Annotated in this window: 17 protein-coding genes and 1 other annotated feature; of the genes, 4 read left to right on the forward strand and 13 right to left on the reverse strand. The window is 40.7% G+C overall.

Going from position 1 to position 17,485, the window contains the following annotated elements; genetic code table 11:
* Positions 1 to 77: 77 nt before the first annotated feature.
* Both LCL89_RS06975 and mecA read right to left on the reverse strand, forming a co-directional pair.
* Positions 78 to 1,205 carry a competence protein CoiA gene (locus tag LCL89_RS06975; protein WP_224809094.1) on the reverse strand — a complete coding sequence of 376 codons (1,128 nt, stop codon included), beginning with the start codon at positions 1,203 to 1,205 and terminating at the stop codon, positions 78 to 80.
* A 92-nt stretch (positions 1,206 to 1,297) separates the two neighbouring features.
* Positions 1,298 to 1,996: an adaptor protein MecA gene (mecA, locus tag LCL89_RS06980; protein ID WP_197315443.1), complete on the reverse strand. Its 699-nt coding sequence runs from the start codon at positions 1,994 to 1,996 to the stop codon at positions 1,298 to 1,300.
* Between the two features lie 298 nt (positions 1,997 to 2,294).
* Between mecA and LCL89_RS06985 the strand changes: the two genes are divergently transcribed.
* Complete coding sequence (locus tag LCL89_RS06985; protein WP_224809096.1) at positions 2,295 to 2,957, forward strand: TerC family protein; 663 nt, start codon at positions 2,295 to 2,297, stop codon at positions 2,955 to 2,957.
* A gap of 42 nt (positions 2,958 to 2,999) precedes the next feature.
* Here LCL89_RS06985 and spxA read toward each other — a convergent pair whose 3' ends face one another.
* The 8 genes from spxA to LCL89_RS07025 form a co-directional block, all read right to left on the reverse strand.
* Positions 3,000 to 3,395 carry a transcriptional regulator SpxA gene (spxA, locus tag LCL89_RS06990; protein WP_197315441.1) on the reverse strand — a complete coding sequence of 132 codons (396 nt, stop codon included), beginning with the start codon at positions 3,393 to 3,395 and terminating at the stop codon, positions 3,000 to 3,002.
* A gap of 275 nt (positions 3,396 to 3,670) precedes the next feature.
* Positions 3,671 to 4,261, reverse strand: coding sequence for a GNAT family N-acetyltransferase (locus tag LCL89_RS06995; RefSeq protein WP_197316775.1), 591 nt, complete (start codon positions 4,259 to 4,261; stop codon positions 3,671 to 3,673).
* Positions 4,262 to 4,414: 153 nt separating this feature from the next.
* A complete protein-coding gene (locus LCL89_RS07000; protein WP_224809098.1) occupies positions 4,415 to 5,635 on the reverse strand; it encodes a putative glycoside hydrolase in 1,221 nt (406 codons plus the stop codon).
* Between the two features lie 305 nt (positions 5,636 to 5,940).
* Positions 5,941 to 6,879 carry an ABC transporter ATP-binding protein gene (locus tag LCL89_RS07005; protein WP_197315439.1) on the reverse strand — a complete coding sequence of 313 codons (939 nt, stop codon included), beginning with the start codon at positions 6,877 to 6,879 and terminating at the stop codon, positions 5,941 to 5,943.
* Entirely contained in the window at positions 6,876 to 7,934 is a 1,059-nt protein-coding gene (locus tag LCL89_RS07010; protein WP_197315438.1) for an ABC transporter ATP-binding protein, read from the reverse strand. Before LCL89_RS07010 ends, LCL89_RS07005 begins: the two co-directional genes overlap by 4 nt.
* Positions 7,935 to 7,950: 16 nt before the next feature.
* Entirely contained in the window at positions 7,951 to 9,084 is a 1,134-nt protein-coding gene (gene opp3C, locus LCL89_RS07015) for an oligopeptide ABC transporter permease (protein ID WP_224809101.1), read from the reverse strand.
* A 6-nt stretch (positions 9,085 to 9,090) separates the two neighbouring features.
* Positions 9,091 to 10,017 (reverse strand): oligopeptide ABC transporter permease, encoded by a 927-nt coding sequence (gene opp3b, locus LCL89_RS07020; protein WP_224809103.1) that lies wholly within the window; start codon positions 10,015 to 10,017, stop codon positions 9,091 to 9,093.
* Between the two features lie 173 nt (positions 10,018 to 10,190).
* Entirely contained in the window at positions 10,191 to 11,888 is a 1,698-nt protein-coding gene (locus LCL89_RS07025) for a peptide ABC transporter substrate-binding protein (protein ID WP_224809105.1), read from the reverse strand.
* 403 nt (positions 11,889 to 12,291) lie between these two features.
* Here LCL89_RS07025 and LCL89_RS07030 point away from each other — a divergent pair, with 403 nt between their 5' ends.
* Entirely contained in the window at positions 12,292 to 12,663 is a 372-nt protein-coding gene (locus LCL89_RS07030) for a DUF3899 domain-containing protein (RefSeq protein WP_224809107.1), read from the forward strand.
* A gap of 52 nt (positions 12,664 to 12,715) precedes the next feature.
* Positions 12,716 to 12,916: a binding site (T-box leader), on the forward strand.
* Positions 12,917 to 12,971: 55 nt separating this feature from the next.
* Positions 12,972 to 13,970 carry a tryptophan--tRNA ligase gene (trpS, locus tag LCL89_RS07035; protein ID WP_197315433.1) on the forward strand — a complete coding sequence of 333 codons (999 nt, stop codon included), beginning with the start codon at positions 12,972 to 12,974 and terminating at the stop codon, positions 13,968 to 13,970.
* Positions 13,971 to 14,011: 41 nt separating this feature from the next.
* On the opposite strand, the gene LCL89_RS07040 is transcribed toward trpS, so the two are convergent.
* Positions 14,012 to 14,773, reverse strand: coding sequence for a YjbA family protein (locus tag LCL89_RS07040; protein ID WP_197315432.1), 762 nt, complete (start codon positions 14,771 to 14,773; stop codon positions 14,012 to 14,014).
* Positions 14,774 to 14,864: 91 nt separating this feature from the next.
* Positions 14,865 to 15,065, reverse strand: a complete 201-nt coding sequence (locus LCL89_RS07045; RefSeq protein ID WP_197315431.1) for a hypothetical protein — start codon at positions 15,063 to 15,065, stop codon at positions 14,865 to 14,867.
* A 136-nt stretch (positions 15,066 to 15,201) separates the two neighbouring features.
* Here LCL89_RS07045 and LCL89_RS07050 point away from each other — a divergent pair, with 136 nt between their 5' ends.
* A complete protein-coding gene (locus LCL89_RS07050) occupies positions 15,202 to 16,209 on the forward strand; it encodes an LCP family protein (RefSeq protein WP_404813404.1) in 1,008 nt (335 codons plus the stop codon).
* A gap of 31 nt (positions 16,210 to 16,240) precedes the next feature.
* On the opposite strand, the gene fabF is transcribed toward LCL89_RS07050, so the two are convergent.
* Positions 16,241 to 17,485, reverse strand: a complete 1,245-nt coding sequence (gene fabF, locus LCL89_RS07055; protein ID WP_224809120.1) for a beta-ketoacyl-ACP synthase II — start codon at positions 17,483 to 17,485, stop codon at positions 16,241 to 16,243.

Here is a 17,485-nt window from a genome sequence, read left to right on the forward strand (position 1 = left end):
ACATCCTCCTTAAAAAATCTTCCTCTATGAAAATTCTCGACTTAATATTAAATCCCTGCATTGGAAGTAAAAACCACTCATTTTTTTAAAATATTTAATAACATTTTATCATTTTTGATAGCTTCTTCTGAATTATTATAAAAACCGACATGTTTCAGCTTCACCCATTCATTATGACTATTTCTGCGGACATACCTAAGTTCACTCAGGATTTTCAAGTAATCAGAGACAAGATCCGGCTTAAAACCATTGATTGTCGGACGATTGTAAACTGCATTCAAACGCACCGTCTCACCAACATCAGCATCTAGAAAATGATTTACCAAAAGCTTCGTCTGCCAATTGTAAAGAGGCTGTTCGCTTGTTATTTGTCCGGGTAGAGGGATAAAGCAAATCGATGGAATCAATGAAAAATGGAGGCCTTTTAAATACAGGAATTGACGAAACTCTCGTTCTTCTGCATTTACGTGAGCACGGTACTGAGTTCTATGTGTATACATTAGCTTTTCCCAATACCGCCAATTAGAATTCACAAAGGGAATTTTCTTAAAAGAGAAAAGGTCAGGAAGCCGAAGGTTCTTCAGGGAACGGTCATGAAGGTAAGTGGTAGTATAGGATGGAGTTAAGGAATGAAGATTAGAGGCTATTTTCATGCGATTTGTATTTGTGTCGAAAAAATAGAGAAGGTAGTGGTCCTGGAAGTAATATAAAAATGTGCGGAGGAAAGAATTCATAGGCATTGATGTAGAGGTTTTAGGATTGAAGTGTTTCATTCCGAGGACCCAAAGTGGATGGATTCCAGAAGCCTTGTATGACTCAGTGCGGGATTCAACCTGACGTATTGGTATAGTGGAGCATTGATACTCAATCGCCATTCGTTTTTGGTTAATCTCCAAATAAATATCAGGTCTCTGCTGGATTTCTTTCAAGTAGTGTTCCATTCGAACACTATATCCCTGCCTTTTCAACCATTGAAAGAGAAGCAGCTTACCTTTTTCATGTTCCCATGTTTCACCTCGACTCTGAGAACAATTACTTTTAGGATAGTGGGCGAAGTGTGGAATGACTTTTTTCCCTACACGGACTTGAAGTCGCTCATTACAAATTGGACAAAAATAAGGCTCATCTCTTTTCTTTTCAAGGGCTTCCAATGTGTAGGAATATAAAGAAATAAGCTTCCCTTGATGATTCAGTGCACATAACACGGCACCACCTCCCCTAAACAACATTCGACAAAAACCACTTTTTTCCTTCTAAAACAAAAAATAAGCACACAGATGTGTGCTTGTGACATTGATTAATCAACTGGAAAATATTCTTTGACTGCCATCAGCGCTCGCTCATCAAATATGGCCTTACCATACTCCTCCAAGCGATGAATGGTCACAGGGGACTCGTGTCCGTACTCCATTAGTTGACTGAGAATATTTTCTTGTTCATCATCACTCATATTTTCATCAGTGAATTGAATATATAAATAGTAGTTATCTTCAAAATGGAATAAACGCTGTAGCATACCTTCATCGTAAGACAAGTAGTGGCTTAACTGGATCACATCTTCAAATTCCTTGAATTTCAGTGTGAATGCCAGCGGTTCATCAGACGTATCATCGCTTTCAGAGTCGTCATCTTCATCCGTAGAATTGGAATGAGCCTGGTTGAATTTATCATCCAGCAAAGATTCCAGCTTTTCATCTACAGGTACATCAAGTGATTTACCATCTTCAGGAAGTTCAAGCTTTTGACCGTCTTGAGAAACTTGTGCTTTTGTAACGATCACTTCCAAACCTTTGTCCATAGCCTGGACTTGGATCCAAAGTGGTCCATCGGCATGAAAGTTTTCTTGATCATTCACTTCATCCATCATTTCCCAAAATAGTTGTTCGCTTCGTTCACGGTTATACCAAATCTCTTCGCGGTCGAAACCACGTTGTTCTACATCCTGATAAGAAACATAAAATTTAACTGTGTTTTCATTAATGCGTTCGATTTCCATACATCTCTCTCCCTTCTTAATATGTTTTAAGGGGGAAGGGAACACTCACCCTTTTAGCTGCTTATATGAACCTTACCCGTTAGGCCAAAGCTTCAACCATCCTGATGCGTAGTATTAAGGGTTGATGTACTTCTATTGTATGATAGTCTAAGCCAAATGGAAAACAAATTGCTTTAATTCAGCATTTGACCCTGTTAAAGCAGGAATGCCCCAGAAAAACAGGTACATAAACCTTTGTTGAGTTCCCATTTTAGCTTAAAAAAAAAGGTTTGTCACTAGAAAGAAGGTGAAATATTATATGACATGGGACATGCTTGAGCCGATCCTTATCATCATCAGCATTGATATCATTTTAGGTGGTGACAACGCCGTTGTCATTGCATTAGCTAGTCGCAATCTTCCTGAAGAACAAAGGAATAAAGCGATATTATTCGGGACAGGTTTAGCGATCGTAGCAAGAATTTTATTAACCACCGTAGCTTTGTATATGCTGCAAATTCCTTTTCTTCAACTCATTGGTGGCATACTTTTGTTTTTCATTGCATTGAAACTGCTGTTAGACACAGGCGAAGATCAGCATATTACCCCGGGTGACAGCCTCATCGCTGCAGTGAAAACCATAGTCTTCGCTGATATCGTAATGGGGTTCGATAATGTCCTTGCAATTGCGGGAGCATCGCATAATAACATTGTTTTGGTGATCATCGGTTTATTAGTGTCTGTTCCTATTATTGTCTGGGGAAGCCGTTTTATCCTCATGTTAATGGATCGATTCCCACTGCTTATTTATTTCGGAGCTGGACTGCTTGCTTACACAGCAGCTGAAATGATTACTGAAGACAGCTATGTACTGCATTTCCTTTATGAGTTTCCAAAAATCAACCATTGGCTGCCTTTATTCTCCGTTATGTTCGTCGTGCTCTTAGGCTATATCCTCAATAAGAGAAAATTGAAAACATAAAAAAAGCTGTGGTTCACCTATGTGATTCCACAGCCTTTCTCATTAGTTAACTAGGCGTTGCGCTTCTTTCAATTGGTACGTACGAACACTTCGTGGCAAGAAACGACGAATTTCATCTTCGTTGTACCCCACCTGCAGACGTTTGTCATCAATGATGATCGGACGACGCAAGAGACCTGGATTTTCTTGAATCAGATCGAATAGCTCCTGCATCGGAAGCTGATCGAAATCCACTTTAAGCTTTTGGAATACTTTTGAACGTGTAGAAATGATTTCTTCCGTTCCATCTTCAGTCATTCGAAGAATTTCTTTGATTTCATCTAAAGTCAAAGCTTCAGAAAAAATATTCCGTTCTGTGTATGCTATGTTGTGCTCCTCCAGCCATGCTTTAGCTTTGCGGCATGATGTACAACTTGGTGAGGTATAAAGTGTGACCATAAAGAAACTTCACTCCTCAATATTTTTATAGTAATGATTTTTTATCTCTTATTACTTTAAAATGACTATAATCTAGTCTTGATTTCACTATAACACACTTGTCAAGCAATATCTATATTTGGTATGTCATAACCTTGAAATTGAAAGGCTGTGCTCGATACCTAATACAATACCACGTGAAGTTCATGACTAAACCTAAAAACAATATTTTTTTGATTTTCAGTTTATACTTTTCATTGAAAATACCCACCATTTTACAGGTGGGTATGAAACGGTTAATTTTTTTGCTTGTCTAATGCATCTATGATGTTTTCTGTGTCGCGGTCTTCTTCAAGTGATAAAACTTCTTCAACCGGCTGGTATGATGCACCATAAAACTCTTCATCTTTATAAGTATGGATTTCTTTATACATTTCCTTCATCTGTTCATAAATCTGTTCTTCTGAAGCGTCTTCCGGGGACCAGTATAAAATCTCCATCTGGTTAATCTCATTGGTTGCTAACGATCGTCTGGTATATCCAATTGATTGTGCATGCTTAAATCCTTCGCGTTGATAAAAGCGAAGGCGTTTTTCTGTATCCGTTTCTTCATAGTCTACCGGCTCGACTTCCAAAATAATCGGTTTGCCCTTCGCCTTCATCTTCTCGATCAATTTATGACCAAGCCCCTGACCTCTGGCCGCAGAGGACACATAAACGTAGTCGATAAAAATGAATGTAGGAAATTCTGCATACATAAGAACATGGTTTTCTCCTTCATCTTTATAGTAAAGATGACTCTTCTCTTTAAGAAGCGCTTCCATATGCTCTTTTGATTTCATTTCCTCTACAGGAAAGTATTCATTCAACTTCTCATACCAATTCATTGACATTGATCTACTCCCTCTTCTTTAGTACTTTCTATTATACCTAATATTGGTTATTTTGTTAAATCGTCAGAAATTTTTCTATAGTTATATCTTCCCTTACTTCTTGTAAAATAAACAAAACGTGGCGGTCTAAACCGCCACGTTCGTTTCTTAATTCATAGGTGTATAGTCGACATTCGGCGTATAATTGTTTCCAGCATTCCAAAGTAAGTATTCATGGATTCCATTCTCTTGCAGCGCTTTGATCTGTGTTTCCACTTCCGCCTTACCATATTGTTTAGTCGGACCGGAATACAACCAAGGAGCTTCAAAATCTTGCAGCCAAGGTCTTGATGTCGGTTTGTTCTCCAGTTTGCCAAGTACCTCATTTTCCACTTTTGCATATTCACTCACTAAACGGTAAGGTTCAGCATCGGGCTTCGATATACCGAAGTATGGCCCCCAGTGGCTTGGATAAATCATTGATGATATGACATCCACATTGCTCGATATTTTAGAGAAGTTTTGACCGATATTCGGAGCTTCCGGAATCGTGGCAGAATAACCGAAGATATCAACGGATACATCCACATCGTACTTCTCTAACCCTTTTCTGGCATAGGCAACGAAATCAGTCACTGCCTTCACTCGTTTTTGTACATTTTCGAGTTCAAGGTCTGCGTAATCTCCTTGACCATATTGCAGAATTTCGTCTCTATTGCCGAAGCCTTCAGGGAATCGCACATAGTCGAACTGAATTTCCTGGAATCCAAGTTCTGCAGCCATTTTAGCGATTTCAAGGTTATAGTCCCACACTTCCTTCATGAAAGGATTCACAAAAGCTTCTCCGCGTCCATTGACCCAAACTTTGCCGTTTTCTGTGTACGACAGGTCCGGTCTTTTTTCAGCTAATAGGGAGTCCTTGAATACGACCACCCTTGCTATAGGATATATTCCTTTTTCCTCTAATGTTTCAAGCATTTCCCTTGGGTCTTTTATGTACGACTCGGAAATGTCCTCATATTTAGATCCTTCTTCAGGTTTGAATGTAAGGTTCCCATGATCCTCTTTCACGTCAATGACCATAGCATTCAAATCTGTGTCTTCCACAAGTTTTGTCAGTTCAGCCATTTTCTTACCGCCGGCAGATGGACCTGTAACATAAATTCCTCTGACCGCGTCCGGGTATTCAAAATTCAAGCCTGTGTCGTAAACAAAACGAGCCGCAGGATTTGGCACTTCCAGTTTTTTTATACCGCTTTGTTTTTTTGAAAGCATTTGAATTTGCTTTGTGCTTTTTTCTCCTTCTGCTCTTACATCATTATCAGGAAATGCTGCAGCAATCAAAAGGAAACTTGCGAATACCGCTATCCATAGTTGTCTTTTCCCCATCTACATCCTACTCCCATTCATTTTTTCTAATCTCTATTATATAAGACGGTGATTTTTTATCATAGGTTTATCAACAAATTTTTCCTTTATCATTGCATATTGTTACCAATTGCCCATGAATATTTGTTTCGGGGCTTAATACCATAAGAGTGTGTCCGTATATCCACTTTTCTACGAATCATTTATTAGATTGCATTGAAAACGCACATTTAACACATCAACTTCATGAAAATGATATTCTCCGCACGTACCATAAAGAAAAGACCTTGCTTTTCATAAGCAAGGTCTTCCTCTTTATTGTGAGCTTAATTTTTCACGCCATGCTCTCTTTTATAATGTTCGAATTCCTTTGTCGTGCAAAGAACCCAGTGACCTGGTCGTACTTCTCTGAACTCAGGCTCTTCACTAGTATCATGTTGACTAGGGTCATATGTGAAACGCTCACGCGAACGTTCATAATCAGGGTCCGGAAGTGGAATTGCAGATAATAACGACTGCGTATATGGATGAATCGGGTGATTGTATAAATCATCCGCATCCGCCAATTCCACCATTTTACCAAAGTACATAACGCCGATTCGATCACTGATATATTTAACCATTGAAAGATCGTGGGCGATGAAGAGATAGGTCAATCCTTTCTCTTCCTGTAATTTCTTCAGTAAGTTTACTACCTGCGCTTGGATAGATACGTCCAAAGCTGAGATCGGTTCGTCGGCAATGACGAAACTTGGATCAACAGCAAGAGCACGTGCAATTCCGATACGCTGACGCTGCCCTCCACTAAATTCGTGTGGGTAACGGTTCGCATGTTCTTTGTTCAAACCGACTGTTTCTAACAATTCATGTACTTTGGCCTTACGCTCTTTATCTGAGCCGGCTAGACCGTGGATATCCATTCCTTCTGCAATGATATCTTCAACCTTCATACGAGGGTTAAGAGAAGCATAAGGATCTTGGAATATCATTTGCATTTCACGGTTGAATTTTTTCATTTGATCACGGTTCTTTTTGCCGTGTACATTTTCTCCATTAAAGAGGACTTCGCCGTCTGTCGCATCATACAAACGAATGATCGTACGACCTGTCGTAGATTTTCCACAGCCGGATTCTCCAACGAGACCGAATGTTTCCCCTTTGTAGATATCGAAATTCAGACCGTCAACCGCTTTGACAACACTATGGCGGCCAGTTTTAAAATGTTGTTTAAGATTTTTGATTTCTAAAAGCTTTTCTTGACTCATACACGCTCACCTTTCGACTCGCTGGATGTATTCGCCATACCCTCCATACGTTTTTTGATGGATGCAGGCGGTTCAATGTCAGGTGCATGCTCATGAAGCAACCAAGTTGCCGCATAATGTGTGTCTGAAACCTTGAACATTGGAGGCTCTTGCTCCAGATCGATTTGAAGTGCATATTCGTTACGCGCTGCAAAAGCATCTCCTTTAGGAGGATCCAATAGATCTGGTGGTGAGCCTGGAATAGCATATAACTCTTCATCAGCACTATCAAGAGACGGCATAGAACCTAAAAGTCCCCATGTGTAAGGATGTTTCGGGTTATAAAAAATATCATCGACTGTTCCGATTTCAACAATTTTACCTGCATACATAACAGCTACACGGTCTGCAACATTTGCAACCACACCTAAATCGTGCGTGATGAAGATTGTTGCGGAATCCGTCTTTTTCTGGATATCTTTCATAAGCTCCAAAATCTGCGCTTGAATGGTTACATCCAGTGCAGTCGTTGGCTCGTCGGCAATCAACAGCTTTGGATTACAAGCCAGGGCAATCGCTACGACGACACGTTGTCTCATCCCGCCTGAAAATTGGTGCGGATATTGTTTCATCCGGTTTTCTGGATCAGGGATACCTACAAGATCAAGCAGTTCTACTACGCGCTTGCGAGCCTGTGATTTATTCATCTTTTGGTGCTTAATAAGACCCTCCATGATTTGGTTTCCGACTTTCATGGTAGGGTTAAGAGAAGTCATAGGATCCTGGAAGATCATTGAAATCTCTTTTCCTCGGATTTTCTGCATTTGTTTTTCATTCATTTTTGCCAGGTCTCTTCCCTCAAAAAGGATTTCTCCTTCTTTGATTCGACCAGGCGGCTTCGGTATCAACTGCATGAGAGCTTTCGTAGTTACCGATTTACCGGAACCTGACTCTCCTACAATTGCAAGAGTTTCCCCTTTTTTCAAATCGAAATTGACCCCACGTACAGCTTTGACTTCACCGCCGTAGGTGTCAAATGAAACGTGTAAGTTTTTAACATCTAGAAGTTTGTCCATTTTGTACACCTACCTCCTATTCACGCATCTTCGGATCGAATGCATCACGAAGACCATCTGCTAAGACGTTAAAAGCAATCATGATTAGAGAAATTACAATTGCCGGGAATAATAAAATGTGTGGATAGATCTGCAATGACTTGAATCCATCATCAATCAGCGTACCTAATGACGCGATTGGTGTCGGCAAACCTAATCCGATGAAACTCAAGAATGCTTCAAAGAATATCGCAGCAGGGATAGTGAACATCGTATTGATGATAATTAACCCTAACACGTTAGGCACTAAGTGTTTCCGTAAAATGCGATTGTCTTTTGAACCCAATGTCCGAGATGCCAGCACGAATTCTTGGTTCTTCAGCTTCAACACTTGTCCCCTGACAATCCTCGCCATCGATATCCAGCCGGTTATCGTCAACGCTATCGTAATTGATAATATTCCGGGCTCTAGTATCAAAATCATCAAGATTACTATGACCAAGTTCGGGATACCTACTAAAATTTCAATGATACGCTGCATGTAGTTATCGACTCTTCCACCGTAATAAGCGGAGATTCCACCATAGGCTACACCGATGATCATATCAATAGTTGCAGCCAATAAAGCGATGTATAGGGAAATACGAGTCCCCATCCAAGTACGTGTCCACAGGTCACGCCCCAGTCCGTCTGTACCAAACCAGAACGATTGGTCTTCCATACCTTTAGCTGCATACACGTCGTATTCAGCTTCCACTTCTGCCGGTTGACCATTAGAACCATCATTCAATGTTTGCAGAGTAATGAACTCTTCTTGATTATTAAAACGCATGTAAGCTTTTTGTTCAGCTTTTTCCAATGTATCAGCGGTTTGGACAGAAGAAAGTGTTCCATCCATTCCAAGCCAGCCTAAGCCCTCAACTTTTGGTGGCATTTTGGCTCTGGATAAATCCTGTTCAAATTCACCGTATGAATTCATATAAGGTCCGAAAATTGCCATAACCCCTAATGCAATCAATACGAACAAGCCTATCATCGCACCTACGTTTTTACGCAGACGGATGAAAGAGTCCTGCCAGAAAGAAAGACTCGGGCGATTTATTTTTTCGCTATCATTGTCTGTCCGCTCTACTGGAACGAACAAATCTTTTGACGGTTTGTGATTTTCCATTTGTTACTACTCTCCTTCAGCTAGTCGAATTCTTGGATCAATGACTCCGTATAGAAGGTCAATGACCAGGATGATGAAGATGAAAAGGAATGCGATTAGTAACGTAGTTCCCATGATGATTGGAAAATCATTGGTGTTAATCGCTTTTACGAACTGTTCACCTATCCCTGGAACGGCAAAGATATTTTCAATAACCAGCGTACCTGTCATCAAGCCGATTGCTAATGGACCGAGTACAGTGATCAATGGAATCAACGCATTACGCAATCCGTGTTTGAAAACGACTCCGAATTTGTTGACACCTTTTGCACGTGCCGTCGTAATATAGTCAGACCCTAAAACTTCCAACATTTCTGTTCTCATAAAGCGGGCTGCAATTGCAATTGGGAAGATGGCCAACGCAACCGTTGGTAATACCGTATACTCCCAGCCTTCCCACAGGGCAACTGGGAACCAGCCTAACTTTACCCCGACGAAGTATTGTAAAATACCTGCGAATACGAAGGACGGAATAGATTTACCGACTACTGCGATGAATGTAGAACCGTAATCCAGGAAGCCGTTATGATATATGGCTGAAATTAAGCCTAATAACATTCCCAAAATTGTCCCTATTACCATTGCTTGAAAACCTAATGTCATGGAAGGACCGATTCTTTCCAAAATGATGGTTGTAACTTCTCTGTTGTCGAATTGGAATGAAATACCCAAGTCACCTTGAGTTAGATTGACCATATAGTTGAAGTATTGAACTGGAACTGGATCATTCAATCCATACTTTTCTAACACTACCGCCTGCTGTTCTTCTGACAATTTATCTGCAGCACTTAGGGGAGTTCCTGGTAAGAACTTCATCAAGAAGAACGTAAAGGTAGCAATCAAGAACATCGTTATAATCATGTAGCCTAAACGTTGAAGTATATAACGTGTCATAACAACACCTCCTATAATTTTGAAACCTGCATCTCTATCATAATGGAATTGACAGAAATTTGTCTATACTTTGAAAAATTTGTTTACAGGGAAAAAGAGAGTATACGCCAACTCGGACATATACTCTCTCCCCTATTAGCTAGCTTATATGTGGTTAGAATGACTAACGACTATTATTTGCCTTCGATATAAGCGTGCTTGTAAGTGAAATCAGGACCCATAGGGTTCACGATTACGCCTTTAACATAAGGCTTCCAAAGTTGTGCTTTTGCACGCTGGTAAAGAGGTGCAAGAACAGCATCTTGTTCGATAAGCATTTTTTCTGCTTCTAGGAATGTTTCGAAACGTTTCACTGGATCTTTAGCAAATTCAGTATTCGCTTTCTCGATCAAAGCGTCATATTCTTCGCTGGAATAGCCAGTGTGGTTATTTCCGCCACCAGTTACCCACATGTTCAAGAACGTGTTTGGATCGATGTAGTCAGGACCCCAACCAGCGAATTGGATTTCATAATCCATCTTCTTATCGCGGTCGATACGCTCTTTAAATGGTACAGCTTGTACTTTTACAGTCAAGCCTTCAAGTTGCTCAAGCTGATCTTTCAAGTAAGCATCAAGGTTTTTAGCAGTTTCACTGTCGCCACCTAGGTAGCCAAGCTCAACTGTGTCTTGTCCGACTTCTTGCTTCGCTTCGTTCCAAAGCTTCTTAGCTTCTTCAACGTTTTTCTCAACTAGCATACCATTGATATCACGGAAGTCTTCTCCAGTTTCTGGGTGGGAAACGAAGTTCTTAGGAACATCTCCACCAGATGGAATAGAACCGTTGTTCAAGATAACGTCAACCATGCTTTGACGGTCGATAACCATTTGCATTGCTTTACGAGCTTTTACGTTAGCAAGAATCTCGTTAGCTTCTTGGTTGAACTTCAAGTAGAACAATACAGGCTCTTCTAAGATACGGAAATCATCAGAAGAACGGTACTGGTCAACGAATTCTGCAGATAAACCTGCACGATCGACTTCACCAGTTTCATACAAGTTCACACCTGTAGCAACGTCTTTTACAACTTTAACATTGATTTGCTCAAGCTTAACTGCTTCAGCATCCCAGTAATCTTCGTTCTTTTCCAGTGTCCAGCCTTCACCGTGTTTCCATTCAGTCATCTTGAATGGTCCGTTGTAAACTAGAGTGTCTGCTTCAAGAGCATACTTGTCGCCTTGCTCTTCAACAAACTTTTGGTTCAACGGTAGGAATGTACCGAAAGTAGTAAGGGACTTGAAGTAAGGAACTGGTTTCTCAAGAACTACTTCAAATGTATACTCGTCAACAGCTTTAACACCTAGCTCTTCGACTGGTGTATCACCATCAGCGATAGACTGAGCGTTTTTGATAACTCCACCCATCATGTATGGACCGTACTCAGATCCAGTTTCAGGATTTACAGCGCGCTGCCAAGCATAAACGAAGTCGTTAGCTGTAACAGTTTCACCGTTTGTCCACTTAGCGTCTTCACGTAGAGTGAATGTCCATGTAAGGCCATCTTCACTTACAGTATGTTCTTTAGCAATACCTGGTTCAACTTCTCCGTTCTCACCTAGACGATAAAGCCCGTCCATTGTGGAACCAAGGAATTGGAATGCAACAGCATCCGTCGCAAGAGATGAATCCATTGTCGGGATTTCTGCTGAATCCATAATGTTAAGTACTTGTTCACTATCTTGTGAATCTGCTTTTTCTTCTTTCTTTTCTCCCCCATCGCTGCTTCCTTCGCCTTCGGAGCTAGTGCCTTCGTCTCCGCCGCCGGAACATGCAGCTAGGAACATGCTTAGTACTAGTGCTAGTACTAGCAGTAGCCAATTTGTCTTTTTCATGTTTGAAAATGACCTCCCCTAAAAATTTTCTGAAATTTGTCGTGGCTTAGCGGCCACATATCGAATTATACAAGTTTTCTAACTATTTGGCGATACCTTTTTTTATGCAAATTTTAGAGAATCCTGCCATTATTACGTTTCTGTAACATAAAAAGGGACTTTTTACCTAGTTTATTTTACAAAATTTTCGTTTTAAAATTATTAAATATAAGGTCAAATGTATAAAAAAAAGAGGACTCCAGCACCCTACATTTGATTCAACACATTCATACGTTAAAGCACTTGCATACGACATGCAATTTTTATTTAATGCAGAATTTTCTGTTTATTAATGATTCACCATTCACTCAATAAAGAAAACGTGATATACTGTCATAGAGTTTATTAAGGGATGTGTAATGCTATGAACTTAATGAGAAATAAGTGGATGATGCTGACCTTTAATGTTGGAATAGTAACTCTGCTGTTCGCAGTACTTGCTCCGGTATACGATCTATTCCACTACATCAACCAACTCTTTTATATCGCTTATTTTTATTTATTTGTCGGTATTCTACTATGGGTGATTCGTGGCGGTTTCTTTGATGCCATCACTTATAGTTTCAGAAGGTTTACGAACCGGGTCTCCAAGCAAAAGGACTATATGGATGATTGGAAAGAGAAACCGATGCCATCAGAAACTGTAGAAAAAAGCTGGCTCAAGTTCTTCTTATTTCACGGTGGACTTCTTACAATAGGAGTACTTACCCTGCTGGTCGTTTATTACAACCTCTAACTTCTTGCAATTTGTCAGTCGGTCCTATATAATTTCTTTACTAATTCAATACGTAAAAGCTTAGATGAAGATAAAGTACTCTTTATTGTTACCTTTTCAGAGAGGCTGTGGTCGCTGCGAACAGCTGAGGGCAATCGGAGGAATTGGGGCTTCGGAGCTTCTTTTGACGTAGATCGGCGTTAACGATATACAAGATGACTTTACTTATTTGTAAAGTAACTAGGGTGGCACCGCGGAATCATTCGTCCCTTCCAACAGGAAGCGATGAATGATTTTTTTAATGCAAAATAATAGATGAGGTGATAGACATGAAGACGATTTTTTCAGGAATTCAACCAAGCGGCACTTTGACATTAGGAAATTACTTAGGAGCCATGAAAAATTTTGTAGAAATGCAGGAAGAGCACAAATGCTACTTCTGTATCGTAGATGAACATGCGATTACTGTTCCCCAGGAGCGATTGAAGCTTCGCGAAAACATTAAATCGTTAGCGGCCCTGTACTTAGCATCAGGGATCAACCCTGAACAATCGACATTATTCATTCAATCCGAAGTCCCTGCCCATACTCAGCTGGGGTGGATGCTGCAGTGTGTCAGTTACATCGGTGAATTAGAGAGAATGACACAGTTCAAAGATAAATCACAGGGTGGAAAAGAAGGCGTAACATCCGGCCTCCTCACCTATCCTCCACTTATGGCTGCGGATATCTTACTGTACAAGACGGATGTAGTCCCTGTTGGAGAAGACCAGAAACAGCATTTAGAGCTGACAAGGAATTTAGCTCAAAGGTTCAATAACAAATACAATGATATATTCACAGTTCCGGAAGTGAGTATTCCAAAAGTAGGTGCGAGGATCATGTCACTCCAAGAACCTACGAAAAAAATGAGTAAATCAGACGAGAATCAAAAAGCGTATATTTCTATGCTCGATGATGAAAAGAAGATCTTGAAAAAGGTGAAAAGTGCGGTCACGGACTCAGATGGAATCGTGAAATACGATAAGGAGAACAAGCCGGGGGTTTCTAACCTTCTCACCATCCATTCCATCTGTTCAGGAGAATCGATTGAAGATTTAGAACAAAAATATGCCGATAAAGGTTATGGAGAGTTCAAAGAAGGCGTTGCGAATGCGGTCATTGAAACATTGAAACCTATTCAAGAGCGCTATGAAGAATTGATTCACTCAGAAGAGCTTGATGACATCTTGGACCGCGGGGCAGATCAAGCCTCTTTTGAAGCGAATAAGATGATTAGAAAAGCGAAAAAAGCGATGGGTTTAGGAAGAGTAAAGAAGAAAAAATAATAAAGAAACAAAACAAACAGCCAGAATTGGGATAATAATCCTCAATTCTGGCTGTTTAGATGATGAGATTTATCAAGGTTTTCCCCCTGCCAAATCGTCTCGAAAAAGGCCTGCCCCTTTACCATCTTCCCGCATAAGTCCTCATGGAATGGTGTCCATCCATTTCGTGTTCCTTCATATAAACGTTCCCAAGCTTCATCAATAGACAACTGTTTGATGTAAGGATATTGTCCCGGGTCCCATTCGGTAAGCCAATATCTGACTTCTTCCGGATGATCAGAATGCTTCAATTGATCCAAAGCCATCATCAACAGCTGCTTCAATTGACGCTCTCTTCTAGTCAAACCTGACATATGAGCTGGTTCCAAAGATAGAATATGATGTTCTTTTTTTGTACTTTCTTCTATTAAGTATGATTTCGGCTTTTTCCCTTGAACCATTTCAAATACAAGCCTTTCCTGCCTGGGGATCAATCTGCTCTTTTTGACCGGTAGTGTATAACCGAGTGTGTCAAACACGATGACATCTTGTCCGTCTGTTACTACTGCTGCATATTCTACGGTGTGTCGTTCTTGATTTTTCTTCATATACGTTTTGCGATGAATTTCCTGCAGAAAAGATGGCGGCAGATCCTGCAAATCATTTTCGATAAAGTTGAACATATCTTCTGTCACCAGTAAAAGCGGAATTTGATCAATCAGCTCAATCCCATCTTCTTTTCTCCACTCATGAAATCGACATACGTTGTACCCATTCTCTTCACCTTCAAACCAGTTCACCCATAGATCATGCATGTATAACATGTCGGCCCCTCACTTTCATTTCAGTGATCTCTTTAGGTTACATTATGACCAATACTGGCTTTTTTATTCTATAGAACCAATTTTTACTAAACTAATCTTTCATCAGAGAAATGGCGGTCAAGATCATCAATATTCCAAATGGAAAAAAGTAACACTCTACTCTTGAGCGGATTAAAATAGCGAATTCCCACCAGCTTAAACCTGCAGGTACTAAGTTCAAATATGTGATGGTCACTGTGCCGCCTGCAACTGCAAGGCCAAAACCAGTCAATAACAACATCCAGCACCACATCCTGCATCCCCTCCGGCCTGTCCTCCTACTGTTATCTTATGAAAAGTGATTCTCTCTCATGCGTCGGAATCCCCTTTTCTCCCTCTTTACTTACCAAGCTTTTACAGGTAAATTAAGAGACAGGATAGTTGAAAGGATGATCAGTTTGGGTAGTTCACGATCTCAAAGAAACAGCCGGAAGCAGCTGCAGAGAATGAAAGCATTCTTAGCTGTCTTATCTTTGCTGCTATTGTCTTTTCTTGGGTACCAAGGTTATGAATATATCGTTGGTAAAAGAGAAGCGATTGGAAAACAATACAGTACGTCCACCGGGAATCAAAATGATGAATATTTGGCAGAAAGTAAATACGCTGAATCTTTCGAAGGAGTAGACAATGGAGATGACATTCTATATGCTCTTCTCTTAGGCGTGGACCAACGAAACGAGGAAACCCCAAGGACAGATACGATCATGATTGCCCAATATGATGAAAAAAAGAAATCTGTAAAAATGGCCTCTATCATGAGAGATACATATGTGGAGATCCCCGGGCATGGGTATAACAAAATTAATGCAGCTTTTGCTTTTGGAGGGCCGGAGTTACTACGGCAGACCATTTCACATAATTTCGGGCTTGATATGGAGTATTATTCAATCATCGACTTCCAGGCATTCACAAGGGCTGTCGATACATTGGTACCTGAGGGGCTTGAGATTACTATTGAAAAAGATATGTACTATAAATCTGCCGGAGGCAGTGTTGAAATTGACTTAAAAGAAGGCACCCATCTCTTAAAAGGTGAAGAATTACTTGGATATGTCCGCTTCAGAAGCGATAATCAAGGTGATTTTGGTCGAGTCGATCGACAACAAAAGGTAATTCATCTTTTGAAAGAAGAGATGACATCCATCAACGGGTTGATGAAGGCCCCGAGAATGATCGGAACAATCCAGCCATATATTGATACAAATGTAACGAAACAGAAAGTCATCTCTATCGGAAAAGATTTTTTGTTGAATCCTTCAGAGGATATGGAAACAATTAAAATTCCGACCAACGATAATGTAAGGAATGAACGAAAGCCTTATCCCGTCGGACTTGTTCTTGCTCACGATGAAGATAAAACAAAAGAGACTCTTCAACAATTCTTCCAATATCAATAAAAAAACCCGGTGCTGAGCACCGGGTTTTACTTTATTCACCCTTATATTTCTTGAAAACAAGCGTGGCATTGTGACCACCAAAACCTAAGGAGTTACTAAGAACGGCATTCACTTCTTGTTCACGTGCCTTATTTGGTACATAGTCTAGATCACACTCTGGGTCTGGAGTTTCATAGTTGATCGTTGGAGGCAGGATGCCATCATTGATCGCTTTCAGTGAGATGACCGCTTCCATTGCACCAGCAGCTCCTAATAGGTGTCCAGTCATAGACTTGGTAGATGAAATGGCCAGTTTATTGGCATGTTCTTGGAACACAGTTTTCACAGCATGTGTTTCATATTTGTCATTCAATTCTGTGGAAGTTCCGTGCGCGTTCATATAATCGATTTCAGATGGTTGCATCCCTGCATCTTCAATGGCTTGTTTCATAGCTCTTGCAGCACCGTCTCCTTCAGGTGCAGGAGATGTGATGTGATAGGCATCACCTGTAGAACCATAGCCAGCAAGTTCACCATAAATTTTAGCTCCGCGCTTTTTAGCAGATTCCAATGATTCCAGGATCAGGATTCCAGCTCCCTCACCCATTACGAAACCATCTCTGTTTTTATCAAACGGACGGCTTGCAGTTTTTGGATCTTCGTTAAGGGACATGGCACGGGCAGAAGCGAATCCTGCAAAGGACATTTTAGTCATTGGTGCTTCTGTTCCGCCGGCGATCATGACATCAGCATCCCCTCTTTGGATGACTTTGAATGCATCACCGATGGAATTTGCACCGGATGAACATGCCGTCACTGTACAGGAGTTGATTGCTTTTGCTCCAAGTGAAATAGAAACCTGCCCAGCGGCCATGTCTGGAATCATCATCGGAATGAAGAATGGGCTTACTCGACGATAGCCTTTTTGCTGGAACGTCTCGAATTGTGACTCATACGTTCCCATTCCACCAATTCCGGATCCGATCCATACACCGGTTCTTTCGGCATTACTTTCGTTGATTTCAAGACCTGCATCTTCAACAGCCATGTGTGAAGCGACCATAGCGTACTGTACGAATGGGTCCATACGACGAGCATCCTTGCGATCGATATAATTGGATGGATCGAAGTCTTTTACTTCAGCTGCAACACTGACAGGATAATCATCTTTATTCACTTTTGTAATTTCTCCGATGCCGGATTGGCCGGAACGGATGTTTTTCCACATTTCTTCTACTGAATTTCCGACTGGAGTCACGGCTCCCATGCCGGTAATGACAACACGACGTTTATCCAT

The sequence above is a fragment of the Halobacillus yeomjeoni genome, assembly GCF_020171525.1.
In the GTDB taxonomy this organism is placed as follows: domain Bacteria; phylum Bacillota; class Bacilli; order Bacillales; family Halobacillaceae; genus Halobacillus; species Halobacillus yeomjeoni.

Excerpts from the sequence above, each read along its gene's own strand:
- mecA (WP_197315443.1), bottom strand. The coding sequence starts at position 1,996 with ATGGAAATCGAACGCATTAATGAAAACACAGTTAAATTTTATGTTTCT.
- LCL89_RS06985 (WP_224809096.1), top strand. The coding sequence starts at position 2,295 with ATGACATGGGACATGCTTGAGCCGATCCTTATCATCATCAGCATTGAT.
- spxA (WP_197315441.1), bottom strand. The coding sequence starts at position 3,395 with ATGGTCACACTTTATACCTCACCAAGTTGTACATCATGCCGCAAAGCT.
- LCL89_RS06995 (WP_197316775.1), bottom strand. The coding sequence starts at position 4,261 with ATGAATTGGTATGAGAAGTTGAATGAATACTTTCCTGTAGAGGAAATG.
- LCL89_RS07000 (WP_224809098.1), bottom strand. The coding sequence starts at position 5,635 with ATGGGGAAAAGACAACTATGGATAGCGGTATTCGCAAGTTTCCTTTTG.
- LCL89_RS07005 (WP_197315439.1), bottom strand. The coding sequence starts at position 6,879 with ATGAGTCAAGAAAAGCTTTTAGAAATCAAAAATCTTAAACAACATTTT.
- LCL89_RS07010 (WP_197315438.1), bottom strand. The coding sequence starts at position 7,934 with ATGGACAAACTTCTAGATGTTAAAAACTTACACGTTTCATTTGACACC.
- opp3C (WP_224809101.1), bottom strand. The coding sequence starts at position 9,084 with ATGGAAAATCACAAACCGTCAAAAGATTTGTTCGTTCCAGTAGAGCGG.
- opp3b (WP_224809103.1), bottom strand. The coding sequence starts at position 10,017 with ATGACACGTTATATACTTCAACGTTTAGGCTACATGATTATAACGATG.
- LCL89_RS07025 (WP_224809105.1), bottom strand. The coding sequence starts at position 11,888 with ATGAAAAAGACAAATTGGCTACTGCTAGTACTAGCACTAGTACTAAGC.
- LCL89_RS07030 (WP_224809107.1), top strand. The coding sequence starts at position 12,292 with ATGAACTTAATGAGAAATAAGTGGATGATGCTGACCTTTAATGTTGGA.
- trpS (WP_197315433.1), top strand. The coding sequence starts at position 12,972 with ATGAAGACGATTTTTTCAGGAATTCAACCAAGCGGCACTTTGACATTA.
- LCL89_RS07040 (WP_197315432.1), bottom strand. The coding sequence starts at position 14,773 with ATGTTATACATGCATGATCTATGGGTGAACTGGTTTGAAGGTGAAGAG.
- LCL89_RS07045 (WP_197315431.1), bottom strand. The coding sequence starts at position 15,065 with ATGTGGTGCTGGATGTTGTTATTGACTGGTTTTGGCCTTGCAGTTGCA.
- LCL89_RS07050 (WP_404813404.1), top strand. The coding sequence starts at position 15,202 with ATGATCAGTTTGGGTAGTTCACGATCTCAAAGAAACAGCCGGAAGCAG.
- fabF (WP_224809120.1), bottom strand. The coding sequence starts at position 17,485 with ATGGATAAACGTCGTGTTGTCATTACCGGCATGGGAGCCGTGACTCCA.